The organism is Leptolyngbya subtilissima AS-A7 (assembly GCF_039962255.1).
In the GTDB taxonomy this organism is placed as follows: Bacteria; Cyanobacteriota; Cyanobacteriia; order Phormidesmidales; family Phormidesmidaceae; genus Nodosilinea.
In genome coordinates this window covers 215522-238589 of sequence record NZ_JAMPKY010000004.1, presented here as the reverse complement: position 1 = coordinate 238589, position 23068 = coordinate 215522, and the positions used below count along the sequence as shown (strand labels likewise).

Here is a 23068-nt window from a genome sequence, read left to right as displayed (position 1 = left end):
AAGGTTAAGCGGCCTCATTCTCACGAATGGCCGCCTCGATTTCAGCCTGATAGATGTCGGCGTAGTGCCACGCATTGGCTAAGTTAATAGCTGTGAGTTGTGGATAGGCTTCCAAAATTTTGGCGTCGGTGGCTCCCAGGCGGCGATACTGCACCAAATCCCAAACGGGAATATGGGTACCGGTAATGCAGGCATCGCCGCCGACAATGCCAGGTGTTTTTTCGATGCCGGGCCAAGTGTTGCTGAGGCTTTGCACTAAAAGCTGTACTGCTTCAGCTTTTTCGGCGGGGGTTAGGGCGAGAAGATGAGCTTGCAGTTCTTGGAGAGTCATCGCTTGGGCCGATCGCTCAATAGGCGCAAGTGCTTTGTAGGTAACGGCTATGAGTCTACGATACTTTGAAGGTGGAAATCTGATCGCGCGACCTACTCTTCAAAGCGACTTGTGGGGTCGCGATCGCACTCATATCGTCTCGTGAGCGGAAACGACGGCAGCCAAGACTCACGACGGATAATCCAATTTTCGTAGGTCGGTGTCAGTTGGTTAGGGGCATCTAGAGAGCCTAGGTACACTTCGATTTCGTCTGCGGTGCGGGCGAAAACGGATGAGCCGCAGTGGGGACAGAAAAACCGCCCGCCATAGTCGCGGGTTTCGCCGGCGATCGCTACTGCATCTTGAGGGAAAATCGCAGAAGCGTGAAAAAGAGCCCCATGATGCTTACGACAGTCTAGGCAGTGACAAAGACCGACCCGGTACGGGCGTCCCGTTGCCACAATCCGAACGTTGCCGCACAGGCAACCGCCAGTGAATTGCTCCATGCTGCGTCTCCTCCAGAATCAAGCGATCGGAATAGCTACAACAGCCAGAACTAATACAGTTCCCACGGTGTATTTGGCGCCCGCCGTCACTGTTGAGAGAAAGAGGGCTGCCGAGCCTACGGTAGTACACACAATGGCTGTTAACGCCCTTGTTCACCTGACACAAAAACTGCTCGAACTCACTGAAAGGAGCTTCGCGCGGTCGGTGTGCAACGGCTTTGTTGGCTAATTCTCACTCAGTATCACCATAGTTGGCACCATCACGGAGGTGGCATCCACTGACCCTGGCTAACCAGACGGATATCAGTACCCGTGATGTTGGTGTGGTAGACCCAGAGAGGTTGCTGTATCGACGTGCCGGAGATGGCTTGATCGACCATGATTTGCACCGCCCACCCTGAACGAATATCCATGCCACAGCTGGGGGTACCTTCACGAGTATTCAAAGAGCGGTCAAAGAAACGCGCCTCTGCCCAGAACAGGCGCAAACTGGAGATAGAAATTCCAGCTTCCTCTGCGACTTGGGTAAGAATTCGCCGTCGTACGGCTTCTGACAGACTTTGCAACCCATCCGGTTGAGGTGTCCAAAGACCGACTTCAGCCCCTTGCGGGATGTAGTAAACCAAACGGAGCGGCTCGGAGAACCCCTGTCCTACAACAACCACTCGCCACCCAGATACATTGATGTCAGGGCAGATGCCACGCATGGGGCGGGAGGGGCCAGAATCACCCCTACATTCGTTCCAGGTAACCGGTTCAATCAATTCAACCTCGACACCGATATCGGTTGGTGCATCTGGAGCCATTTCAAGCATCAGTTCAGTGATGTTGAACCATTCTTGAGCATCCTGTAAAACCGCAGCGGTTAGCGCATTAGGAAGGCTGCCCATGTCAAGGGGCGATCGCATCTCTTCCGACACGTTTTGGATGGGAGCAGCAACGGTGCGAGGTGATTCCACGCGCTCAACCACAACGATGGGCTGCGATGACGCGATCGCTGGGCGTCCAATAACGGAGAATGAGGACAAGGGCTGGAAATGAGCATGGCTACTGCTGGCGATCGCAACTGATAACCCAACTGCCCCACATATGACTCGTTTAACCTGCATCACCCCACATCCTTCGATAACCGATCTGCCAAAGAATACGACTTGAACCTGTTGCTACCGTAAGTAGAAACGGTTGCTGAATGGTTGTGGTTGCTAAAACTGCAACATACAGCACCCTAAAACACTGGTGTCTTAGTCGAGATATGGATGGTAATCATGACCAAAACCCTGCGGCTAGAGTAACCCCATAGATCGTCAAGCCCCAGGATTCCTCAAGAACCCTGGGGCTTGGCCTAGGCTGGCGCTGAGTGAAAAACGATAGCTGCGGGAGACCAGCCTTATCAGTTGGAGAGCTGGAATAACGGCCTGAGTCTAACCCCGAGCAGCGTGCCAAGCAGCGCAAAAACGATCCACAACCAGCCGTGCAGACTAGTGGAGGCAATGCCGCTGAAGTACGCGCCGACGTTGCACCCAAAGGCCAACCAGGCCCCATAGCCCATCATCAGGCCACCGATTAACGCCGCCAGCACCGCAAGCCGCGAGGGGGGCTGCCGTACCGTGAGACGCCCAGCGATCGCAGCGGCGATCGCAGCCCCCAGCACAATGCCCACATTCATCACCGAGGTGATATCGGCAAAAACGCTGACTTGCAGTACCTCAGCGATCGTCTCCTGGCTCCAAAACTCGCTGCTGGCCGAATTCCAGCCCAGCAGGGTGGCCAGCTTGGCCGTCCAGAGGGTAAACCCCCAGGTCACTCCCCAGGGCCGACCGGCCAGCAGCAAAGTCAGTGTATTCAGCAGGGCCAGCACCACCGCCCCAGTCACCAACGACCAGGGACCGTAGAGCAGCGATCGCCAGTGCAGCAGCGGTTTTAGCGCCAGGGTTTCATGGCCTTGCCGCCGCTGCCAGCGCCATAGGCCAATTCCCAAAAGGCCCAGCAGCCCCAGTTGCAAGGCCACCCCGCCCCAACCCCACAGCGTCACCAACGCCACGGGCTCGGTTTGGGGCAACCCCTGCCAAAAGCCGTTGGTCAAGGTGCCCAAAAACGACCCAAGGCCAAAGGTCAGCAGGGTAAACAGCATCATTGAGCTGCCGCCGCCAATGGTATAGAGCGTGCCGCAGGCGCAGCCGCTGCCCAACTGCATGCCCACCCCAAACACCAGCGCCCCGATCGCCCCCTGGAGCGCAACGGGAGCCAGCGACCCCCGACCCAGTTCGCCCATCAAGATGGGGGCAAATAGCACCGTCGCCAGCGCCAGCATCACCACCTGCGCCAGCACCCCCTGGCCATCGCCCTGCACCACCAGCCGCCGGTAAGACGACGCAAAACCAAAACTGGCGTGGTAAAGGGTGAGGCCAAACAGAGTGCCGATCAAAAACAGCAGGCTCTGCCGCCAGCCAAAGCGGATTAAGCTAGCAGCGATCGCCACCACCACAGCCAGCAGCAGATAAAGCCACAGCGATTGCGATGGCCCTCTGGAGCCGGTTTTTGACCATGGCGATGCCGTTAAGTTACCAATCGGGGACATAGCGTCAGCGTCAGGGTAGGGAGTTTAAGAGAATCGCCCGCGAGTTGGGCGGCGCGGCTTTTTGTCGTCTTCGTCTTCGTCTTCATCAGCCTCGTCATCGTCGTCGGGCTGGGTAGGGGCGCAGGAGGCAACCGGATCAACGGTGTCACTACCAGCAGCCCCGTGGGTAACCGACCAAAAACTATGCCCCCCCAGGCTGAGCGGGGTGAGCACACTGGCAAGCAGCAATAGGCGTAACAGCATAAATTAATAGATTCCTTCAACATTGGGTGGCCCCTTCCCGTTGTTTCGTCCAACTGGAAAAGGCCACCGCATTACAACCGATAAGCGCAATTAAACGTTTGGATCTTGCCCGGTGGCAACGGGTAAGTCAGGCTGGGCTGAATACTCTGTCCAAGCCCCTTCGTACAAACGCACGTTGGGGTAGCCCAGCAGATGCTTGAGCACCACGTATTGAAGCGATGCCTCGCGTCCGGTGCTGCAGGTCACGATAATGTCGTCTTCGGGGGTAATTTCTCGGCGGGCCAGCAGCGCGCGAATGTCGTCGAGGGGCTTGAGCTGGTGAAAGTTGGCTTCACCCACAGTAAAGCTGGGCCAGGGAAGGTTGTTGGCCCCGGGAATGTGGCCGTTGCGGATGAACAAGTCTTCTTCACCGGCAAACAGCGCGGGTGGGCGTGGGTCGATAAAGGTAACGCGGGCGCTGCGGTCACGCACAATCGATCGCACTTCGTCGAGCGATACGCGAATGTCGCTGTTGTCTTCCAAAGCGAAGTTGCCCTTGGCATACTCAGGAAACTCCTTCGTCACCGGCAGACCGGCATCTTTGTAGGCTTTGAAGCCACCGTCGAGTACCGAAACCTCACCGCCAAAGCTGCCTCGCTCTAGCAGGTAGGCCACCTGGGTGCTGCCCAAAATGCTGTTGCCCTCGGAGTAAATCACTACATGGCTGTCGCTGTTGACCCCGGCCTCTTGAAACAGCGCTTCAATTTTCTGCTGCTCCCAAAACTGCACCGGCAAACGGCCATTAGGGCCACGGAAGGTGTTTTCGGCAATGTTCACCGCGCTGGGAATGTGGCTGCTGATGTAGTCGAGCGGGTTGGTACGCACATCGAGAATGCGCAGGCTGCGATCGCCCGAATGCTGTGCCACCCACTGAGGGGTGACAAAATCGATAGTTGTTGCCGCTGCACCGGGCTGCACCAACCCTGGCAGGGTCGCTACGGCGAGGATCGCCGCCAAAAAGGCAGCCAGCTGGATTTTCCAGCGCTGTAGTTGCTTAAGCATTGAACGTGTCTCCTTTGTGTTGATTGATTGTCAATGTGAGGGGTAAGGGGGTGGACGGGTGCTCAAAGTTTTGAACGTTGAATGCCGCCTAGCTGCCCACCCTTTACCCCTAAATTCCTACCCCTACCGCCGTTGCCTCCGGCACCTCCACCAGTTCCCCCGTCTTCACGTCGTAGATGTAGCCGTAAATGGGGATGTTGGCGGGCACCAGCGGGTGATTGCGAATGCGGGCCACATCTTCTGCCACGCTTTTGGCCTGGTCAGAGATGGTCAGCCAGTTAATGAAGTCACCCTCATTGGAGCCTAGACCCTGGCCCACGTCGTGCCAGCCATCGGCATCGACCTTAGCGGTCTCCAGGCTGTTTGCCAACAGCCCGCGAATCACGGTATCGGTAAAGGTTTCCATGCCGCAGTTGCTGTGGTGGATGACAAACCACTCGCGGGTGCCCAGCAATTTGTAGGAAATTACCAGAGAGCGAATGGCGTCGTCGCTGGCCCGCCCCCCGGCATTGCGGATCACGTGGGCATCGCCCTCGCTCAGCCCGGCAAACTTGGCCGGGTCGAGGCGAGCATCCATGCAGGTGAGCACCGCAAAGCGGCGACCGGGGGGCATGGGGAGGTTACCTTTGTCGCCGAAGTCGGCGGCGTAGGTCTTGTTGGCGGCGAGGACGGCTTGGAGGGTTTGGGACATGGGAGAGTTGGGGGTGAGGGGTGAAGGGTGGATGGGTAGGAGGTTAGTGGGTTATTCCGGTACTCTGCGCTCCCTGCTCTCCACGTCTTACCCATTTGGATGTGGAGGGAATTTTGCTGCGATCGCAACGCTCCGCGTATTTCTCCGCCACTTCGGTCACCTCTAGCAGCAGCCCTTTGCTGAGGGTGATGGGTTCTAGGCCCAGTTCGAGGAAGCAGCGGTTTTCGACGAAGAGGTCGTTTTCGGCGGCTTCTTTGCGGGGGTTGTCGAGGTAGGTGATTTCGGCTCCGGTGAGGTCGCTGACCAGCTGGGCCAGGTTGCGAACCCGGTGGGTTTCGGTCATCTGGTTAAAGATTTTCACCGGTTCTCCAGGGCTGGGCGGGTTTTCGAGCGCCAGCTGAATGCAGCGCACGGTGTCTTGAATGTGGATAAAGGCGCGGGTTTGGCCACCGGTGCCGTGGACGGTGAGGGGGTAGCCGATCGCCGCCTGCATAAGAAAGCGATTCAACACCGTGCCGTAGTCGCCGTCGTAGTCAAAGCGGTTGATCAGCCGCTCGTCCTGACGGGTTTCGCGGGTGTGGGTGCCCCAAACTACGCCCTGGTGCAGGTCGGTAACGCGCACGCCGTCGTTCTTGTTGTAGTAAAAGAAGAACAGCTGATCCTGGGTTTTGGTCATGTGGTAAACGCTGCCCGGATTCGCTGGGTAGAGAATCCGCTGGGCAATACGCTCCCCACTCTCGGTGGGAATTTCCACATCCAGGTAGCCCTCGGGAATTTTCATGCCCGCCGTGCCGTAGCCGTAGACCCCCATGGTGCCGAGGTGGGTGACGTGGATATCGAGCCCCGACTCGACGATGGCGCAGAGCAGATTGTGGGTAGCGTTGAGGTTGTTGTCCACGGTGTAGCGCTTGTGGCGAGGCGATTTCATCGAGTAGGGAGCGGCCCGCTGCTCGGCAAAGTGCACCACCGCATCGGGGCGATACTGCTGAATCAGACCCAGGAGCTGGTCGTAATCCTGGGCAATATCGACTCGGTGAAAGGGAATTTCACGCCCGGTGAGGGCTTTCCAGGTGGCCAGGCGGACTCCGAGGGGTGCGATCGGGGTGAGTGAGTTGACTTCGAGCTCGTTGTCGATGTTGCGCCGAGAGAGGTTGTCGAGAATGACGACCTCGTGGCCCAGGTTCGACAAATGCAGGGCTGTGGGCCAGCCACAAAACCCGTCGCCACCCAAAATAAACACCTTGAGCGGCTGGGTCGAGGTCTGACCGTTGGCAACCACCATCTACCCAACCTCCTGCTGGTCAGGTACAGGGGCGCCGTAATAGTCGCGCAAAAATTGTTGAATCTGCGGTTGCTCTGGCCCCAGCCCGTGGGCGGAGGCCTGCTCTAGGAATGCGTCACGGGAAAGCTTTTCTTGGTTGGCGATCGCAATTAACGCCACCGCCGTCGCCCGTCCGCCGCCCCGGCAATGAATCAGCACTGGCTTAGGCAGACCATCCAGCGCAGCCAGGGCAGCGTTGAGGGGGTCGCCCTCCGGCGTGGTTGGGCTTACCGGGGCCTGGGCATAGCCCAAACCAGCGGCGGCGGCCTGCTCGGCTTCGTCGGGCAGCGTACCGGGTTCGTGGGGCGACCTGAGGTTTAGCACCGCCTGAAACCCCTGCTGGGCCGCTTGCCGAATCTGCTCTGGGGTGAGCTGACCGGCGCTGCTGTAATCATCATTCACTGGGCGAATAGGGTCTGTCATAGCCTGCTTTCTCCAACAGGAAACAAGAAGCGACGCATGGATGTGCCTCTAGGCAACCAGTGCTCCACAAATACTTAGGCGCTTACGAAGAAACTAGCGGAGAGCTTCGTAGTGCGCTTGGCAAACGCATCCGAATCGTACATGAAACAAAAAATGTTTGCAATCTGATTGAAAATTATTTGATGTCATGCCATAGTTGTCAAACACAAATCAATCACCGGTAAACCTACCGGGTTTTCGGTGTATGCAGTGACGGGGGCGGCATTTTGGCGATTCAGGCTGGCTATATCGAAGCCAACGACTGGCTCAACCTGATCTTTCGAGTCGGGCTTTCCGTCATCATCGGCGGGCTGATTGGCTTCGAGCGCCAGTGGACTGGCACCAACCGCTCTGCTGGAGTGCGCACCCACATGGTGATTAGTCTGGGGGCAACGCTGTTTATTCTGCTGCCCCTTCAGATCCCCCAAGACTATTCCTCCGTAAACGCCCTCAGCCGCACCATCCAGGGCATTGCCACTGGGGTGGGCTTTATTGGGGCGGGGCTAATCTTGCAGCAATCCCACCGGGGCAAGGTTAAGGGGCTCACCTCAGCGGCGGCAATTTGGGCCACAGCCGCCCTCGGCACCGCCATTGGTCTGGGCTATTGGCAACTCGCCGTGGTGGGCACTGCGGCCATGCTGCTGGTGCTCAGCGGTGTCAAGCAGGCCAACCGGCCGATCGCCGTGCGTTTGGGGCGACGATCGCCCTCATCAAAAAAGCGTTCTGCCGACGCACCGTCACCTGCTCCAACTGATCGGCGCGCTCACCCACTGCTTTTCTCCCAAGATGACTAGACGCACCTTCACTATTCCTAGTCCTCAACGATTTTCACCTGTTGTTTCCGTTGGTTTACGCACCATGACAACTCCCCAAACTCAGCTCAGGCTTAGAATTTACGGTTCTCCCCAAATCTCCGTTAAAACGCTGCTTGAAGAGCTGGCCGAAAGCTGTCGGGTCGTGGTGCGAGCCATTGCGTTAACTGGGCAGCCAACCACGCTCTCGATCAGCAGTTCGGCCCAATCGACGGCCCTAGAAGTTGAGCTATCTGGCCCACTCAACGCGGTGCAGTGCTGGCTGAGCCAGCTGCAAAAATATCCCCTCGTCATTCAGGGCAAAGGCAACCCCGATGGCGACGGCTGGCATTACTAAACAGCGCCAGCGGGGCACAGACGACTTTAAGTTTTCTTCACCACAACCCAGGGTTTCACTGCGGGGCACAACAAACCCAACGGCCAAAGGGGGAACCCTAGATGACCGGCTCAGCCCTTGGCCTAAAGCCTGTCTCCGCGCCTTCTCTAGTCAAATTTTCCGTTGTTCTCTCTTCTCTCTTTACTTTTTGCCATGACTTCCTTCTCTCTCAATCAGGCTGAAACTCAGCAACCTTACCCTTCCACCCCCCTACTCATTCACTCCCTGCCTAAACCCCTAAAAAGCCGCTGGAGCCACGGCCGCGGCTATGTTGTAATTGCCCTAATCGCGCCACTGTTGCTAGGCAGTCTGCTACTGGTTTATCTACACAACGTCACCAAAACGCGACTAAGTCTGTGGCAATGACAGATTTTTCTTAGACAGTAGAGAGTAGGGAGTGAGGGGTAGGAGGTAGAAGCCCGTTGGTTCTGAAAACTTACGAAGCCCTTCACCCATTCACCCCCTACTCCTCACCCATCCACCCCCCACCCCTTTCCCCATGCCAATCGCTAACAACATCACCGACCTCATCGGCCACACCCCCATGGTGCGACTCAATCGCATTCCTCAGTCTGAGGGAGCCGTGGCCCACATTGTCTTCAAACTAGAGAGCTTCAACCCCGCCGCCTCGGTCAAAGATCGCATTGGGGCCAGCATGATTCAGGCAGCTGAAGATGCGGGTCTCATCAACCCAGAATCCACGATTTTGGTAGAACCTACCTCCGGTAACACCGGCATTGCCCTGGCCCTAGTCGCCGCCGCCAAGGGCTACCGGCTAATTTTGACCATGCCCGACACCATGAGCCTGGAGCGGCGGGCAATGCTGCAAGCTTACGGCGCGCAGCTAGAGTTAACCCCCGGCAGCCAGGGCATGGTCGGAGCCATTCGACGGGCCGTAGAAATTGTCGATTTCTTACCCGATGCCCACATGCTTCAGCAGTTCCGCAACCCGGCCAATCCAAAAATCCACCGCGAAACTACCGCTGAGGAACTGTGGGCCGATACCGAGGGGGCGATCGATATTTTGATTGCTGGAGTCGGCACCGGCGGCACCATCACCGGCGTAGCCGAGGTGCTGAAGCAGCGCAAACCAGGGTTTCAAGCCATTGCTGTGGAACCCGTCGAAAGCCACGTCCTCTCTGGCGGTACCCCCGGCCCCCACAAAATTCAGGGCATTGGCGCAGGCTTTGTGCCCGAAGTGCTGAACATTGATCTAATTGACGAAGTAATTCAGATCGACAGCGAAACCGCCGTCAGCTACAGTCGCCGCCTGGCCCGAGAAGAAGGCATTCTCTCCGGCATTTCTGCCGGCGCTGCCCTAGCCGCCGCCATTCAGGTTGGGCAGCGCCCCGAAAACGCTGGCAAACTCATCGTCGCCGTCCAACCCAGCAACGGCGAACGCTATCTCAGCACCGTGCTGTTTAACAATCTGCCCCCCAACCAAGTCGCCGATCTCTCAGCCCTACGAGGTGATTTGATCAGCGTCTAAAGATGATGGGGAATAGGGGTTAGGCAATAGAGGCGAGGAATCAAAGCCTATAACTTCCCACCTTCCCCCCCCCCCCACCCTCCCACCCATCCACCCCCCACCCCTTAACCCCATGCCCCACCGCTACGAAACCCTACAGGTGCACGCCGGCCAGGAACCCGCTCCCGGTACCAACGCTCGCGCAGTGCCCATTTACCAAACTACCTCCTACACCTTCGACGATGCCGACCATGGGGCTCGCCTGTTTGCCCTGCAAGAGTTTGGCAACATCTACACCCGCATCATGAACCCCACCACCGATGTGTTTGAAAAGCGCATCGCGGCGTTGGAGGGGGGCGCGGCCGCCCTGGCTACAGCCAGCGGCCAGGCAGCGCAGTTTCTCGCCCTTAGCACTCTGGCCCAGGCGGGGGATAACATTGTCGCCACCAGCTATCTCTACGGCGGCACCTACAACCAGTTCAAGGTAACCCTACCTCGTCTGGGCATTGGGGTGAAACTGGTAGAAGGTGACGATGCCGAAACCTTTCGCCAGGCGATCGATGAGAATACCAAGGCGCTCTACGTGGAGAGCATCGGCAATCCGCAGTTCAACGTGCCGGACTTTGCCGCTTTGGCCCATGTGGCTCACGAAAACGGTATTCCTTTGATTGTCGATAACACCTTTGGGGCGGCGGGCTACCTGGTGCGGCCCATTGACCACGGCGCTGACATTGTGGTGCAAAGCGCCACCAAGTGGATTGGGGGCCACGGCACCTCCATCGGCGGCGTGATTGTTGACTCGGGCAGATTTGACTGGCGCAACGGCAAGTTTCCGCTGTTTACCGAGCCGTCGCCGGGCTACCACGGGCTAAATTTCTCCGATACCTTTGGCCCCGATGGCCCCTTTGGCAATATTGCCTTCATCATTCGGGCGCGGGTCGAAGGGCTGCGCGACCTGGGCCCTGCCCTCAGCCCCTTTAACGCTTTTTTGCTGCTGCAAGGGCTGGAAACGCTGTCTTTGCGAGTCGATCGCCACGCCAGCAACGCCCTAGCCCTGGCCCATTGGCTGAAAGAGCAGCCCCAGGTGGAGTGGGTCAACTACCTAGGGCTGCCCGAGCACCCGTACCACGATCGCGCCACCAAGTACCTGCACAACGGCTTTGGCGGCGTGCTCAACTTTGGTATTAAAGGCGGTTTGGAAGCGGGCCGTAAATTCATCAACCAGGTCAAACTCGCCAGCCACCTCGCCAACGTCGGCGACGCCAAAACCCTGGTGATTCACCCCGCCAGCACCACCCACCAGCAGCTCGGCGAGCATGAACAACGCTCCGCCGGGGTGTCTCCTGATCTGGTGCGCGTTTCAGTCGGCATTGAGCATATCGAAGATATCAAGGCGGACTTCGAGCAAGCGTTTGAGGCGCTGTAAGGGCTAAGGGAATAGAGGATGAGACGAAAAGAAACGACGGGACACGAGGGTAGATCCCCATCCACCCTCCCACTCCCTACCCATCCACCCTCCCACTCCCCACCCATCCACCCTCTATGTCCTACCTCCACCTTGTCTCGTCGCATACCCGGCTCTACCACCTACCCGATCCCCTAGAGCTAGAACTGGGCGGCATTCTCCCCCAGGTGCAGGTGGCCTATCGCACCTGGGGAGAGCTGAGCGATCGCGCCGACAATGCCGTACTGGTCTGCCATGCTCTCACTGGCACCGCCGATGTCGATGACTGGTGGCAACCGTTGCTGAGGCCAGGACGCACCCTCGATCCAACCCAAGACTTTGTGGTTTGCAGCAATATTTTGGGCAGCTGCTACGGCACCACTGGTCCCACGAGCCTTAACCCAGCCACAGGACAGCCCTACGGCGCAGCCTTTCCCGCCATCACCGTGCGAGATATGGTGCAGGTGCAGGCCAAGCTGCTAGAAGGGTTGGGCGTAAAATCTCTACGCTTGGTCATAGGCGGATCCCTCGGCGGTATGCAGGCTTTGGAGTGGGGTTTGCAGTATGGCGATCGCGTTGAGAGCCTAGCCGTCATTGCCGCCCCTGGCCGCCATTCTCCCTGGTGCATTGGTCTGAGTGAAGCCCAGCGCCAGGCTATCTACACTGACCCCCTCTGGCAGGGCGGCTACTATTCCCCCGATCGCCCGCCCGCTCAGGGGCTAGCAGTGGCGCGCATGATCGCCATGAGCACCTATCGTTCCTGGGCCAGCTTTCACCACCGCTTTGGCCGCAACCCGCCAACCCAGTCCTCCAGCGCTCAACCCTCCACTCCCTACGCCGTCACCCAATATCTCCATCACCAGGGCGACAAGCTAGTGAAGCGCTTCGACGCCAACACCTACGTCACCCTGACCCACGCCATGGATCGCCACGATGTTGGGGCCGTCCATCCAGGACAAGATGCTGATCGTCGTTACCAGGCAGCCCTGGCCAGCATTCACCACCCCACCCTAGTGGTGTCGATCGACTCTGACCTCCTCTACCATCCCGCCGAGCAGCAAGAATTAGCCGAACTGATGCCCCAGGCCCAGCTCGGCTGGCTCTACTCTCCCCACGGCCATGACGCTTTTTTGATTGATATGGAGAATCTCAATGAGCAAGTCGTGGCCTTTCGGCAGCGATGGGCGCTGGTTAATCGCTAGCTGAAAGACAGCCTTGGCAGCCCGTTAGAACCCTCTGCCAACCCATTTTGAACAATCAATGCAGCGATTTCCCTTTGCTGACTACTGCGGCTAGGGCTGCGATCGCAACCACCACTCCGCCCACAATCCAGACCGGGGAGCGCCCCGCCTCAGGCGCAGCTTCCGAAGCTGAGGCGGAGCTACGGCTACCCGTGGCGACAACGGTGGTGTAGCTGAGTTCAAAAGGAGCAAAGGTAGCATTGGCCTGAGGACGACCGGTAAGCACTAGGCGATATTCCCCCAGGTCAGGAAACGTGATCTCGGCCCCAGGAATGTTTTGAAACCGCTCGGGCGACATGGCTTGCAGGGTAGGCTGCACAACTGGCGAGGTCCCAGACTGGTTGGCGGCATAGACAGCGAGGGTGCAGTCACACTGCTCTAGAGGAATGACCTGGCCACCCTGTTGGGTAAGGGCTACCCAAACGCGCGCTGGTTCTCCGGCTTTGGGGCTGTGGTTGGGTTCCAGGTGCCAGGTGCCCGCAACATCGCCCGACACTTCGGTCTTGTGGGCCTGGGCCGGTGGCCCGGCCAGGATGGCGATCAGTAGCCCGGCCACCAGACTAAGACTTGGCGGGCGCATAGTACTTCTCCAGAGACAGCAGAGACCAAAACAGCCGCCAACGCAACAGCAGCGCCAGTAGCGCCAGCACCACCAGGGCCGCAGCTGCCAGCCAGTGGCGGGTAGAGCGCTCAAACGCACCCAAATAGCTCGAACCCAAGAGCAGTGTGTGGGTCACCGCTAACCCAAAAGTAGGAATGATGAGTAGATGGAGCCGTCGCCAGTGTTGGCCCAAGCTCGCCTGGGCCCGATTAAAGCTGGTTAGGGCCAGGGGCACCATCAACCCAAAGGCGACCATGCCCGACCAGCCGCCCGCTTGCAGGCTCGGCAAGAGAAACGGCAAAGCGGCCGGATTCCACCCCATGGTGACCATGTGGGCAACGTGGGCTACAGAGAGCACAAAGGTCCCCACTCCTAAGGTGCGCCGATAGACAAGTAGAGCTGGCCAGAGGCGGCTAAGGGGGCGAGCAATCAGCGCCAGCAGCAATAACACCAGCGCCCCATGGCCAGTGAAGTCGATCATGTCGCTGCCTCGGAGCAAGGTCAGCAGGCCAATCAGTAGGGTAATCCAGCCGCCTAGGCGAAACAGCTGCCCCCGGCGATCGCTGCTGACCCAGGCCGTCGATACCCCAACCCCAAGCATCATTGGCAGCGTGCCCAACCCAAGGGCCAGCATGGTAGCTCCACCCCACCAGAGGTCAGTAGTCTCTGCTGCCTTCAGCTGAGCCGCGTACAAAAATCCACAGGGCATTAGCCCCCAGGCTAACCCTAGCAGCAGCGGCGTCCACCGCTGGGGGTTGAGAGAGAGTGCTTGCATAGCGCGGCTCAGCCGATTGTGCCAGCTCGCCTGGGCCATGGGATTGAGCAGCGGCACTTTAGGCACCTGGCCAGGGCTGATTTGGGCTAGGCCAAACCAGATCAGCAGCAGCCCGGTCACCAGGGCCACCCCCCGCCGTAGGGGGCTGCCGATGCCGGCCATTTGTCCGCTGGCCACCAGCACCGACCCCAACGCCCCAATCATCAGGCCCACTAGGGCGTAGCTCGCCAGCCGCCCCAGGTTGAGTAGTAGGTGAAACCTAACCTGCTGCCAACGATCGCGATCGCTGTCGGTCTGCGATAGCGAAAAAGCTACGGTAATGGGTCCACACATGCCCAGGCAGTGGCCAAAACTGCCTAAAAATCCTAAGCTGGCCATGAGCAACAGGTCGAGCATGCTGGCGTTGAGGCAGTGGTAGACAATCTTTGAGCGTAACACCCCGCCAAGCGGGTGTCTTGCGACAGCCTGTCTGTTGACTCTACCCCTAGTCTGTTCTCGATATATGCTCCCTAGGGAAGAACGGCAACGCTGTAAATGCCCCAAATAAGAGCCCACAAAAATGGCCTAATTAATCAGGCCATTTTTGTGGGCAGGAGCCTAGGACCGTTGCCCAAGGAACTACCAATTTGTTCCGACAGCGCCCAGCTGCGCCGTGGTTCCAGTAGGCGAATTTCTGCCGTCCCTGGGATGCCTCACAACCAATAAAACTTATCCAACACCATCATCCACTAGCTCGACCAGGCGCGAAAACCAGTAGGCAACTTCCGGATCGCAGCAGGTGGTGAGGCGGGCAATTTCTCGGGCCAGTTGAAAGGTGGCCTCTCCCTTGGGATGGCGAGTCATGCCCGCATGGTGTAGCAGCGCTGCCTTGAGGTCGCCGGGGTAGACGGGCAGCGATTGACCATCGGTTGGCTGCATTTGGTTAAGAATAGGCTGCCAGTCGATGGCCTGCTTGGAGCGCTTCGGAGGGAGAGGAATTTTCATTGTAGGCCTGCTTTTTATAGGTTTATTTATGGTTAGTTTTCCCGCTCGGGAAAGGTAGAAAAACAGGCGGGGGTAGGATGGGCGGGTGAAAGTTTACCTTCTCACCCCCCACTCCCTACTTCCTAATCGACTGGGGCTGTCGCCACCTGGGTAGCCACGTCGGCCAGGGTGAACTCGGGCAGCGGTAGGGTAGTATCGGCCGCTTTCAGCACCTTGTAGATCGGGGCATCAAACTCGATCGCACCAGTGATGGGGTTTTCGCTGATGGTGAGGCGGGTGCCATCGACGAGGGAGGCGATCGCCCCCTCACCGCCCAGCTCAATGCCGGTTACCGAGGCATCGCTGGGTAGAAACACGCCAGTACAGGCCCAGTCGTCGTCGGTGGTTTGGCCTGCGCCCAGGTAGGCAATCTCGGGGGTGGCATTTTTGTGGTCGGGGTCATAGCCGTAGACGCCGACGGTGGCAGCGGTGGTGTTGCTGCAAATGCCCCAGTCTTCGCTGGTGTCTTGAATATACTTTTGAAAGCGCAGGTCAGAGAGCTTTTGGGCGAGCGAGTCCGCAGTGTAACCCTCAGCTTTAAGGTCAGCATCGGGGTTAGATTGCAGCTGTTGTAAGTCGGTTAGCGCCTGGGTGATTTCGGCGTATTGAGAGCTTTTTTGGGCAATGGGGTCGGCAAAGGCCGGACGGGCGACGCCGACGAGTACCAGCAAAATTCCAGCAAACAGTAGAAAGCTCAAAGCATTTTTGATTGTGCGAATCATAGGAAAAGTCTCCTTTTTAGGGTGAAAACTAGCGGCCGATCAGGCGGTAAGTTCCGCCGTCGACCAAGATGAACAGGCCCAAACCAATCAACACTAGGGGCATCAGACGGTGACCGACGACGGTGAGACGATCGCGCACCCCAGGCTGGTCAACCAGCCCGCGAGCCAGCCAGTACCAGAGGGCAACCAGCACCCCAAACACCAGCAGGGTCAGGCCCAGTTCAGCCCAGGTTTGGCCCGCAAACAACGACACATAGATGCCAATGTTGTCGCCGCCGTTGGCCAGGGTAATGCCTGCGATCGCCGCCATCTGGGCATTTAGCAGGGGCAGCTTGGGAGGCACAACCTGCCCCTCGGCCTCGTCTTCTCGCCTGAATAGCTGCCTGAGACCAATGGCGATGGGCAGCAGTCCCAGCAGCCCCACGTAGGCTTTAGGCAGCACCAGACCGCCAAAGAAACCAGGCAGACTGAGGATAACCAGGGCGGCAAAGCCAAGGTAGCGACCCCAAAAAATCTGGCGGTGGGAGAAGCGGTTAGGCACCTGAGAAAAGAACACCATAAGTAGAACAAAGTCGTCTAGGTTGGTGGCTACAAATGCGAGCGCGGCTTTGATCAAGGTTTGCGGGAGCGAGGGCATAGGGGCAAAAACGCTACCCGTCCATTCTCTGGGCTGCGGGCATGGGTTTACCAACGGCAACCGCCGCCGAGAGCCGCATCGTCTCCCGCAGCAGATGGATGACGCAGATGCCGAGGATGGTGAGGGTTAGAGCCGTCAACCCTCGGTACTCCAGGGTGTGGCTGTCGACCAAAATCAGCCCGCCCAATGCCATCAGCACAAAGGGCACCACCTGAGACCCATAGCGGGTGAGCAGGGCTGCGATCGCTCCCACCTGGGTCAGCTGGTAGGCCACAAAACACCACACCCCCACCAGCCCAAAAAACACCGCCAGTGTTACCCCCAGCCCCAGCCCGTCGCTGCTGGCAAACATGGGCATGTAGATGCCCACATTGTCGCCGCCGTTGGCCATAGTAATGGCCGCCACGCTGGTGGTCTGGGGCGACAGCCAGCCTGACCCGCCGCTGGTGGGCGCCAGCAGCACCTCACCGGTATCTTCGCCACTTGCCTCATCGGCGACCACCGACAGCAGTTGGCTCAGACCAATGACGATGGGCACCACCCCCAGCAGCCCAATCCATGGACGGGGGAAGAGTAAACTGCCAAAGAATCCGGGCAGGCTCAGAGCGACTAGACCCGCAAACCCTACATACTGACCTGCCACAATGTGGCGCTTGCCCAGGGCTGCTCCTACCTGGGAAAAAAACAGCATCAAAATGACGATGTCGTCGAGATTGGTGGCGGCAAACGCCATGGAGCTACGCCCCAGAGTGGTCAGTAAGTCGGTCACGATCGCAGCACCTCGTCGATGGGGGTTAACAAACTTTGCCAATTGCCCCTTACCTTAGGTTGAATAAACAAACGGATCAAACAGTCTTTTTTGTGAGTTTGATAAATAGAATTTATGCAATAATTGAACAGAGTTTTTAAACTGTTCAGTCATCACAAAACTAGCTCCCATGAAGCTTGAGCAACTCCGAGTTTTTTTGGCGGTGGCCGAACATTTACACTTTACCCGCGCGGCAGATTCGCTCTACATTACTCAGCCAGCGGTGAGCGCATCTATTCAAACCCTAGAAGAAGAGTATGGAGTGAAGCTATTTCACCGGATTGGCAGGCATATTGAGCTGACGGACGCTGGTGAAATGCTCCAGATTGAAGCCCAAAAAATTCTTGATCAGGTGGAGCTAACTGCCCAGGGTTTGCGCGAGCTAAACGACCTCCAGCGGGGTGGCTTAAAAGTTGGCAGCAGCCTCACCGTAGGCAACTACTGGCTACCCCATAAAATTAGTCACTTCAAGCAGCATTACCCCGGCATTTCGATCAATTGCACCATTGCCAATGCGGAGGAAATCGTTAGCGGCACCGTGAGCGGTATGTTTGACCTAGGGCTAGTCACCGGAGAGGTAAAACCCTCCCTCAGCCAAAACTTGTCGGTGTCGGTGATCGGTCAAGATGTGGTGGCGATCGTAGTTGGCCAAAGCCATCCTTGGTTTGGCCGCGATCGCATCTCTCTCACTGAAATCACTGACACCGTCTGGATCATGCGCGAACCCGGATCTGGCTCCCGCTATATGTTTGAGCAATCGCTTCAGGGTTGGGGCGTTGACCCCAGCACGTTAGAAATAGCCCTCATTCTCACCACCAGCGAAATGATCAAAGCCGTGGTCGAAGGGGGCATTGGGGCTGCGGCTCTTCCCCGGTCAATCGTGCGATCGGAGCTAAAGCTCGGCACTCTAAAGGCGATCGAAATTGTGGATGATATCGACGCGCCTCAGCATACCTATGAGATGACCCAGCCTGTAATCTTGCTACGCCATCAAAAGCGATTTCGCACCCGCATTTCTAAAACTTTTGAAGAGATTTTAGTGGAACCGGAGAAAGTGGCGGTTTGAGTTTTTTAAGGATAAAGGGATAAGGAGTATGAGCCTAGTTTTGAATGTTAAGTTTTGAGTGTCTATCGTACAAAAAGAACTTAACACTCAAAATTGATAACTCAAAACTTTTTTATTTCCCATCACTTGGCAGCAAATCGTCCAATTCGATCACCGTACTGGTTCCTTCTCCACTAATCATAGGCAGCCGCCCATCCCACTTTTGTAGTGCTTCATACTTGAGCACATTGGGGGTTAAGGTTTCTAGCAAAATTTGGTGAGCTTCAGCGGTTCCTCTAGCCAAATTGATCTCGATTTCGGCTTGACGCAGGGCTTTTTTGGCAACAAACTCTGCCTGTTTGGCCTCTTGCACGGCGATTTGCTTAGCCTCTACTGCATCGCGAAACTGCTGCGAAAAGTGAATGGTAGTCAGCGAGACATCGTCGATGGCCAGATTGTAGGGAGACAGGCGCGATCGCAGCCCTGCATCTACCTCAGCTTTTACCTGGTCGCGCTGGGTGATTACCTCTTCGGCGGTGTAGTGGGCGATCACGGCTTTGATCACCTCTTCTATGGCGGGGTTGATGATAGAGCGCACCACCGCAGGCTCATCGCCGATTTGCCGATACACCAAGTTGGCCTGGTCGGGCAGAATGTGCCAGTTAAGGGCCACATCGCTAAACACATCCTGCAAATCTTTAGAAGCTGCTTCGGTGGCGATTTCCTGCTTTTGCACCCGAGTGCTCAAAGTCTCTACCGAATCCACTAAGGGAATCAAAAAGTGCAGCCCCTCGGCAAGAATCTCCTCCTGCACTTGGCCAAAGCGCATCCACACACCGCGCTCCCCGGCGGGAATGACCACCCAAAAGCTGGCCGCCAGCCCCAGCGCCAGCAGCCCCAGCAAAATCCAGGCCGCCAGGGTAGCCCCACTCCCCCAGGGGGAAGCGGCGGCGCGATCGCGGTTGCTGCTGAGATCAACCAAGGGTGACGGACTCCTGAAATGGGTGGATGGGTAGGAGGTGGATGGGTAGGGGGTGGGCGGGTAAGGAGTAGAGGTAGAAGCTTCGAATCTTGAAGTCGTGCTTCAGATCAGCAGCTTCACCCCCTACTCCCCATTCATCACTCCTTACATCATCGAAAACCCTTTCACCGACGCTGGTGCTGAAAACAGCACGTACAGCACTCCCGCCCCCAGCAGCGTGACCACCAGACTAAAGAGAATCACCCAGCGGCGGCTGGGTTCATAGGTGCTGCTTTCAATGGCGTCAAGAACCGCAAAGTAGTGCCAGGTCGACAACAGCACGGTAATCAGGCCAATGGAGGATAGGCCTAGCCCCACCAGCCAGCCCTGGCCGGTGCCGGGCACATCGGGCGAAACCAGGTAGCGCAGGCGAGCAATTAAAACGCCGAAGCCAATCAGGGCGATCGCGGTACGCATCCAAGCTAGGTAGGTGCGCTCGTTGGCCAGGTGATCGCGGGTGCGAGAGGCAGGTTTTGGGGACGGGGCAGGGGCGGTTGTGCCCTGGGGGCGATCGCCTGTGGGCGGGGTATCAATTGCTTGAGAAGACTGGGTCATTAACGCAGCAGAGAGTCAGGACAGGCAGCAAAGCTGGCGGGCCAAACCTGACCAGCCTAGGCTAAAGTCTACAGCAGTTAGATTCAATCTGCGATCAACTTGCGATTGATTTTCAATCTAATGCCCTGTGGATTGAGTTATAAGACTCTGTGCCCTACTCGTCGAGACAGCAGTACCAGGCTCGTTCGCTGCGTTCTCACCTTAGCCCTAGCTAAATTTCGTAATGCCAGTGGTCGCTAGATTCCGCCAAGATCAGCTGGCGCGATCGCCGGTAAATCAGCCCCTGCTCTTCAAACTGGCGCAGCAGGCGAGTCACCGTCACTCGGCTGAGACCGCTAAAATCGGCCAGGTCTTGGTGGGTAATTTTGAGGTCAATCAGGCAGCCGCGCTCAAGCTGTAGACCAAAGCGGTTGGCCAACCACTGCAACAGCCCCAGCAAAGCAGCCTCGGCTCGGCGATGGGTGCGCACCACCATCAGCGCTTCGGCGTGCTTTAGGTAGCTGGTGATCACGTCCACTGGCGGCTGCCAGTCAGACAGGGAAATGCACACCGCCTCGACATCGTTGACGGCTTCAATTAAATAGGGCTCTGCATTGGAGAGAAATTTCCCTACAATATCGCCCGCGCTCCAGAGGCCTAAGGCAATCGCAGTGCCATCTTCTAGGTAAGTTAGGGTGCGCACCGCCCCGGCTTTGAGCAGCCAGAGGCGATCGCTGGCAGCGGGCAAATAGCTGCGCCGTCCAAAATGACTAGACCCAGATACCGGCAGCCGCTGTAGCTGCTCCAACGAAAGGCCCTGCAAGCGAGCAGCCACCGGCGGGTTTGATAGACCCGCTAAACTATCCAGTTGTCCCAACATTGAGTGACTCCTATGTAAGGATTTGTGAAAAATCCAGCGTGCAGATGCCTTTAGGAAAAGACTACGTGACCTAGGTTTGGCCAACCTTGCTTAGGGATTAGCGTTAACCATCCAGCCTGTGCTCCAGGCGAGCCGCCCAGCTAGCAAAGGGCTAAGGGGCAGCTCCAGAACCATTCCTAAAAATTCATCTCTGGAGCATAGCTCAATTTCAAAACATTTTCAAATGAAATTCATTTTAGTTCTGACTCCCATTCGTCCAAGGAGTATATAGGGCAATGCTCTGGAGCAATATGGCGGCTGAGTCAGGCTTTCTTGACTTGTTGAATGGCTAAATTGGCGATCGAATTAGCCAGTCAGCAGTACAATTGCACTAAATTAAAATGAATTTAGACAACCGACTTTGCTGGTAGGAGCGCTAACCATGAACGAATCCCTCCAGATGCAGAGGCAGGTAGAGGCCATTTACCGGGCTGAGTCGCGTCGGGTTTTTGCCACGCTGATTCGCCTACTGGGAGATTTTGACCTGGCCGAAGAAGCGCTGCACGACGCCTTCGCCGTAGCGATGGAGCAGTGGCCACGGGATGGAATGCCAGCTAAACCAAGGCCGTGGCTGGTGTCGGTGGGTCGGTTTAGGGCGATCGATCGCCTGCGTCGCCGCACTCGATTTGACGCGTCATTAGCCGAGCTGGCCCAGCAGCTCGATGCCCAGCCCGAGTTGCCCGACGACGATGTCGAGGACGATCGCCTGCGGCTGATTTTTACCTGCTGCCACCCGGCCCTGCCCCAGGAGGCCCAGGTGGCCCTCACCCTGCGAGAGGTTTGCGGCCTCAAAACCGAGGAAATTGCTAGCGCCTTTTTGCTGGCTCCGCCCACACTGGCCCAGCGCATTGTGCGGGCCAAGGCCAAAATCCGCGCGGCCGGCATCCCCTACCAAGTGCCTGCCCTGGAAGATTTGCCTGATCGCTTAGACACCGTACTCCAGGTGATCTATCTAGTGTTTAACGAGGGGTATGCGGCCTCCTCTGGCCCATCGCTGACGCGGGCCGATCTCTCGGGCGAAGCGATTCGGCTGGGGCGACTGGTGCTAGAGCTGCTGCCCAACCCCGAGGTGATGGGGCTGCTGGCGCTGATGCTGCTGCAAGAGTCGCGCCGTCAGGCTCGCACCTCCCCCACGGGCGATCTGATTCTCTTAGCCGATCAGGACCGCGCGCTGTGGAACCAGGAGCAGATTGCCGAGGGGCGATCGCTGGTGCAGCAGGCCCTATCGTCAGGGCAAGTGGGGCCCTATGGAATTCAGGCGGCGATCGCTGCCGTCCATGCTGAGGCCCCTCAACCAGCCGCAACGGACTGGGCGCAGATTGTCGGGCTGTATAGCCTGTTAGCCCAGATCGAACCAACTCCCGTCGTTCATCTCAATCGAGCCGTGGCCGTGGCAATGCGCGATGGCCCCCAGGCGGGTCTGCAACTGCTAGATAAAATTCTCGCCGAGGGCGATCTGGCCCACTATCACCTGGCCCATGCGGCCCGAGCCGACCTGTGCCGCCAGTTAGGCGAAACCGCTGAAGCCAAGGTGTCTTATCAGCGAGCGCTAGATCTAGTGAAGCAAGAACCCGAGCGCCGGTTTCTCGAAAGCCGCCTGCGCGAACTGGTCTGAGTAGCGCTGCATAGGGCCAATGGTAGTCCTCAAAGCTCCCACTGAATGCCTAATTTAGCCCTGAAGTGGGAAATCCCAAAAAATTTAGAAAAATCTTTTGCGTTGCTGTCGATCTGCCCTCCAGCCAAACGACTAATTCACAAAGGTGAGAAATTTAGGCCAAATCCACAGTCAATCACCTTGTTGCCGATGAGATACCCCAAGGGCGCTACACGTCCCTACAGAAGGGGAAATGCAAACGGGATTTGGTATTAGACCTAAATTTTGGAGGCAAGCATGAAATTCATCTGTCTGGGCTACTTCGACGAAACGCAGTGGGACAGGCTTTCTGAAGACGAACAAGGAGAGCTAATGGCCGACTGTTTTGCCTACGATGACGAACTGCGGCGGGGTGGCCACTTCATCGGTGGAGAAGCGCTACAAAGCGTTCGCAATGCGGCGACGCTGCGGTACCAGAACGGTCAAGTCGTCGTCACCGATGGCCCCTTTGCTGAAACTAAAGAGCAGATCGGCGGCATTTTGATGCTGGAGGCCCGCGATCTCAACCACGCCATCCAGCTGATGTCGCACCATCCCGGAGTGCGCAACGGCCCCTTTGAAATTCGCCCAGCGGATGAGGAGATCAACGCCCAAGTTAACGAAAGACAAGCTCTCCAGGTCAACCTCCAGTAAATACCTTAAATACCTGTTTCTGGCACTAAACTCGTCGGCTCTCCCCAGTTGAAGGAGGGGCTTTGCAGGACTTTCCGGCTCCTCTCTCCTAACTGGGAGAGGGGTTGGGGGAGAGAGCTAGAACAAGGCATGAGAGCAATTCGCCAACAGCGTCATCTGACGCTCTACCCAACCTGTCAGCTACCGCTAGGAATGCTCAATTA

The 23068-nt window shown here is 57.5% G+C and carries 27 protein-coding genes; 9 read left to right on the top strand and 18 right to left on the bottom strand.

Translation table 11 applies throughout. The annotated features are described in order from the left end of the window. Positions 1-4: 4 nt before the first annotated feature. From NC979_RS10695 to NC979_RS10655, 9 genes are all read right to left on the bottom strand, one after another. Positions 5-331 carry a DUF433 domain-containing protein gene (locus tag NC979_RS10695; RefSeq protein ID WP_190520475.1) on the bottom strand — a complete coding sequence of 109 codons (327 nt, stop codon included), beginning with the start codon at positions 329-331 and terminating at the stop codon, positions 5-7. Between the two features lie 92 nt (positions 332-423). Further along, entirely contained in the window at positions 424-816 is a 393-nt protein-coding gene (locus NC979_RS10690; RefSeq protein ID WP_190520473.1) for a GFA family protein, read from the bottom strand. A gap of 260 nt (positions 817-1076) precedes the next feature. Then, positions 1077-1844, bottom strand: coding sequence for a hypothetical protein (locus NC979_RS10685; RefSeq protein WP_190520471.1), 768 nt, complete (start codon positions 1842-1844; stop codon positions 1077-1079). A gap of 362 nt (positions 1845-2206) precedes the next feature. Next, positions 2207-3394: a YeeE/YedE family protein gene (locus NC979_RS10680; RefSeq protein ID WP_190520469.1), complete on the bottom strand. Its 1188-nt coding sequence runs from the start codon at positions 3392-3394 to the stop codon at positions 2207-2209. A gap of 24 nt (positions 3395-3418) precedes the next feature. Further along, positions 3419-3637, bottom strand: coding sequence for a hypothetical protein (locus tag NC979_RS10675; RefSeq protein ID WP_190520468.1), 219 nt, complete (start codon positions 3635-3637; stop codon positions 3419-3421). A gap of 90 nt (positions 3638-3727) precedes the next feature. Further along, entirely contained in the window at positions 3728-4678 is a 951-nt protein-coding gene (locus NC979_RS10670) for a sulfurtransferase (RefSeq protein WP_190520466.1), read from the bottom strand. A gap of 109 nt (positions 4679-4787) precedes the next feature. Beyond that, entirely contained in the window at positions 4788-5369 is a 582-nt protein-coding gene (locus NC979_RS10665) for a beta-class carbonic anhydrase (RefSeq protein WP_190520464.1), read from the bottom strand. A 43-nt stretch (positions 5370-5412) separates the two neighbouring features. Continuing rightward, positions 5413-6651, bottom strand: a complete 1239-nt coding sequence (locus NC979_RS10660; RefSeq protein ID WP_190520463.1) for an NAD-dependent epimerase/dehydratase family protein — start codon at positions 6649-6651, stop codon at positions 5413-5415. After that, positions 6652-7113: a protein tyrosine phosphatase family protein gene (locus NC979_RS10655; protein WP_190520461.1), complete on the bottom strand. Its 462-nt coding sequence runs from the start codon at positions 7111-7113 to the stop codon at positions 6652-6654. It abuts the gene before it with no gap. A gap of 266 nt (positions 7114-7379) precedes the next feature. On the opposite strand from NC979_RS10655, the gene NC979_RS10650 reads away from it, so the two are divergent. From NC979_RS10650 to metX, 6 genes are all read left to right on the top strand, one after another. Further along, positions 7380-7946, top strand: a complete 567-nt coding sequence (locus tag NC979_RS10650) for an MgtC/SapB family protein (RefSeq protein WP_199308894.1) — start codon at positions 7380-7382, stop codon at positions 7944-7946. A gap of 64 nt (positions 7947-8010) precedes the next feature. Continuing rightward, a complete protein-coding gene (locus NC979_RS10645; protein WP_190520459.1) occupies positions 8011-8301 on the top strand; it encodes a hypothetical protein in 291 nt (96 codons plus the stop codon). Between the two features lie 192 nt (positions 8302-8493). Further along, on the top strand, positions 8494-8706 hold the full coding sequence (locus NC979_RS10640) for a hypothetical protein (protein WP_190520456.1): 213 nt from the start codon (positions 8494-8496) through the stop codon (positions 8704-8706). 133 nt (positions 8707-8839) lie between these two features. Beyond that, positions 8840-9829 (top strand): cysteine synthase A, encoded by a 990-nt coding sequence (gene cysK / locus NC979_RS10635; RefSeq protein ID WP_190520454.1) that lies wholly within the window; start codon positions 8840-8842, stop codon positions 9827-9829. A gap of 112 nt (positions 9830-9941) precedes the next feature. Then, positions 9942-11234 (top strand): O-acetylhomoserine aminocarboxypropyltransferase/cysteine synthase family protein, encoded by a 1293-nt coding sequence (locus NC979_RS10630; RefSeq protein ID WP_190520452.1) that lies wholly within the window; start codon positions 9942-9944, stop codon positions 11232-11234. Positions 11235-11350: 116 nt separating this feature from the next. Next, positions 11351-12454, top strand: a complete 1104-nt coding sequence (gene metX / locus NC979_RS10625; RefSeq protein ID WP_190520450.1) for a homoserine O-acetyltransferase MetX — start codon at positions 11351-11353, stop codon at positions 12452-12454. Positions 12455-12509: 55 nt separating this feature from the next. Here metX and NC979_RS10620 read toward each other — a convergent pair whose 3' ends face one another. The 6 genes from NC979_RS10620 to NC979_RS10595 form a co-directional block, all read right to left on the bottom strand. After that, entirely contained in the window at positions 12510-13073 is a 564-nt protein-coding gene (locus NC979_RS10620; RefSeq protein ID WP_190520449.1) for a hypothetical protein, read from the bottom strand. Beyond that, positions 13054-14307, bottom strand: a complete 1254-nt coding sequence (locus NC979_RS10615) for an urease accessory protein UreH domain-containing protein (protein ID WP_431191054.1) — start codon at positions 14305-14307, stop codon at positions 13054-13056. Before NC979_RS10615 ends, NC979_RS10620 begins: the two co-directional genes overlap by 20 nt. Positions 14308-14577: 270 nt before the next feature. Continuing rightward, positions 14578-14853 (bottom strand): hypothetical protein, encoded by a 276-nt coding sequence (locus NC979_RS10610; RefSeq protein WP_199308893.1) that lies wholly within the window; start codon positions 14851-14853, stop codon positions 14578-14580. 122 nt (positions 14854-14975) lie between these two features. Then, complete coding sequence (locus NC979_RS10605; protein WP_190520447.1) at positions 14976-15614, bottom strand: hypothetical protein; 639 nt, start codon at positions 15612-15614, stop codon at positions 14976-14978. 28 nt (positions 15615-15642) lie between these two features. Next, a complete protein-coding gene (locus NC979_RS10600; RefSeq protein ID WP_190520445.1) occupies positions 15643-16251 on the bottom strand; it encodes a cadmium resistance transporter in 609 nt (202 codons plus the stop codon). 13 nt (positions 16252-16264) lie between these two features. Next, complete coding sequence (locus NC979_RS10595; protein ID WP_242024064.1) at positions 16265-17062, bottom strand: cadmium resistance transporter; 798 nt, start codon at positions 17060-17062, stop codon at positions 16265-16267. Between the two features lie 127 nt (positions 17063-17189). Between NC979_RS10595 and NC979_RS10590 the strand changes: the two genes are divergently transcribed. After that, a complete protein-coding gene (locus NC979_RS10590) occupies positions 17190-18125 on the top strand; it encodes a LysR family transcriptional regulator (RefSeq protein WP_190520443.1) in 936 nt (311 codons plus the stop codon). A gap of 112 nt (positions 18126-18237) precedes the next feature. On the opposite strand, the gene NC979_RS10585 is transcribed toward NC979_RS10590, so the two are convergent. From NC979_RS10585 to NC979_RS10575, 3 genes are all read right to left on the bottom strand, one after another. Continuing rightward, positions 18238-19086 carry a prohibitin family protein gene (locus NC979_RS10585; RefSeq protein ID WP_190520441.1) on the bottom strand — a complete coding sequence of 283 codons (849 nt, stop codon included), beginning with the start codon at positions 19084-19086 and terminating at the stop codon, positions 18238-18240. Positions 19087-19230: 144 nt separating this feature from the next. Continuing rightward, positions 19231-19680, bottom strand: a complete 450-nt coding sequence (locus NC979_RS10580; protein ID WP_190520439.1) for a YidH family protein — start codon at positions 19678-19680, stop codon at positions 19231-19233. Positions 19681-19891: 211 nt separating this feature from the next. Next, positions 19892-20539 (bottom strand): Crp/Fnr family transcriptional regulator, encoded by a 648-nt coding sequence (locus tag NC979_RS10575; protein WP_190520437.1) that lies wholly within the window; start codon positions 20537-20539, stop codon positions 19892-19894. Positions 20540-20960: 421 nt separating this feature from the next. Between NC979_RS10575 and NC979_RS10570 the strand changes: the two genes are divergently transcribed. Beyond that, entirely contained in the window at positions 20961-22193 is a 1233-nt protein-coding gene (locus tag NC979_RS10570; protein ID WP_190520435.1) for an RNA polymerase sigma factor, read from the top strand. A gap of 276 nt (positions 22194-22469) precedes the next feature. Then, positions 22470-22865, top strand: coding sequence for a YciI family protein (locus NC979_RS10565; RefSeq protein ID WP_190520433.1), 396 nt, complete (start codon positions 22470-22472; stop codon positions 22863-22865). Positions 22866-23068 lie beyond the last annotated feature (203 nt).

What these genes read in the sequence shown, in the direction of transcription:
- NC979_RS10695 (WP_190520475.1), bottom strand. Translation starts at nt 331, where the DNA reads ATGACTCTCCAAGAACTGCAAGCTCATCTTCTCGCCCTAACCCCCGCC.
- NC979_RS10690 (WP_190520473.1), bottom strand. Translation starts at nt 816, where the DNA reads ATGGAGCAATTCACTGGCGGTTGCCTGTGCGGCAACGTTCGGATTGTG.
- NC979_RS10680 (WP_190520469.1), bottom strand. Translation starts at nt 3,394, where the DNA reads ATGTCCCCGATTGGTAACTTAACGGCATCGCCATGGTCAAAAACCGGC.
- NC979_RS10675 (WP_190520468.1), bottom strand. Translation starts at nt 3,637, where the DNA reads ATGCTGTTACGCCTATTGCTGCTTGCCAGTGTGCTCACCCCGCTCAGC.
- NC979_RS10670 (WP_190520466.1), bottom strand. Translation starts at nt 4,678, where the DNA reads ATGCTTAAGCAACTACAGCGCTGGAAAATCCAGCTGGCTGCCTTTTTG.
- NC979_RS10665 (WP_190520464.1), bottom strand. Translation starts at nt 5,369, where the DNA reads ATGTCCCAAACCCTCCAAGCCGTCCTCGCCGCCAACAAGACCTACGCC.
- NC979_RS10660 (WP_190520463.1), bottom strand. Translation starts at nt 6,651, where the DNA reads ATGGTGGTTGCCAACGGTCAGACCTCGACCCAGCCGCTCAAGGTGTTT.
- NC979_RS10655 (WP_190520461.1), bottom strand. Translation starts at nt 7,113, where the DNA reads ATGACAGACCCTATTCGCCCAGTGAATGATGATTACAGCAGCGCCGGT.
- NC979_RS10645 (WP_190520459.1), top strand. Translation starts at nt 8,011, where the DNA reads ATGACAACTCCCCAAACTCAGCTCAGGCTTAGAATTTACGGTTCTCCC.
- NC979_RS10640 (WP_190520456.1), top strand. Translation starts at nt 8,494, where the DNA reads ATGACTTCCTTCTCTCTCAATCAGGCTGAAACTCAGCAACCTTACCCT.
- cysK (WP_190520454.1), top strand. Translation starts at nt 8,840, where the DNA reads ATGCCAATCGCTAACAACATCACCGACCTCATCGGCCACACCCCCATG.
- NC979_RS10630 (WP_190520452.1), top strand. Translation starts at nt 9,942, where the DNA reads ATGCCCCACCGCTACGAAACCCTACAGGTGCACGCCGGCCAGGAACCC.
- metX (WP_190520450.1), top strand. Translation starts at nt 11,351, where the DNA reads ATGTCCTACCTCCACCTTGTCTCGTCGCATACCCGGCTCTACCACCTA.
- NC979_RS10620 (WP_190520449.1), bottom strand. Translation starts at nt 13,073, where the DNA reads ATGCGCCCGCCAAGTCTTAGTCTGGTGGCCGGGCTACTGATCGCCATC.
- NC979_RS10610 (WP_199308893.1), bottom strand. Translation starts at nt 14,853, where the DNA reads ATGAAAATTCCTCTCCCTCCGAAGCGCTCCAAGCAGGCCATCGACTGG.
- NC979_RS10605 (WP_190520447.1), bottom strand. Translation starts at nt 15,614, where the DNA reads ATGATTCGCACAATCAAAAATGCTTTGAGCTTTCTACTGTTTGCTGGA.
- NC979_RS10600 (WP_190520445.1), bottom strand. Translation starts at nt 16,251, where the DNA reads ATGCCCTCGCTCCCGCAAACCTTGATCAAAGCCGCGCTCGCATTTGTA.
- NC979_RS10590 (WP_190520443.1), top strand. Translation starts at nt 17,190, where the DNA reads ATGAAGCTTGAGCAACTCCGAGTTTTTTTGGCGGTGGCCGAACATTTA.
- NC979_RS10580 (WP_190520439.1), bottom strand. Translation starts at nt 19,680, where the DNA reads ATGACCCAGTCTTCTCAAGCAATTGATACCCCGCCCACAGGCGATCGC.
- NC979_RS10575 (WP_190520437.1), bottom strand. Translation starts at nt 20,539, where the DNA reads ATGTTGGGACAACTGGATAGTTTAGCGGGTCTATCAAACCCGCCGGTG.
- NC979_RS10570 (WP_190520435.1), top strand. Translation starts at nt 20,961, where the DNA reads ATGAACGAATCCCTCCAGATGCAGAGGCAGGTAGAGGCCATTTACCGG.
- NC979_RS10565 (WP_190520433.1), top strand. Translation starts at nt 22,470, where the DNA reads ATGAAATTCATCTGTCTGGGCTACTTCGACGAAACGCAGTGGGACAGG.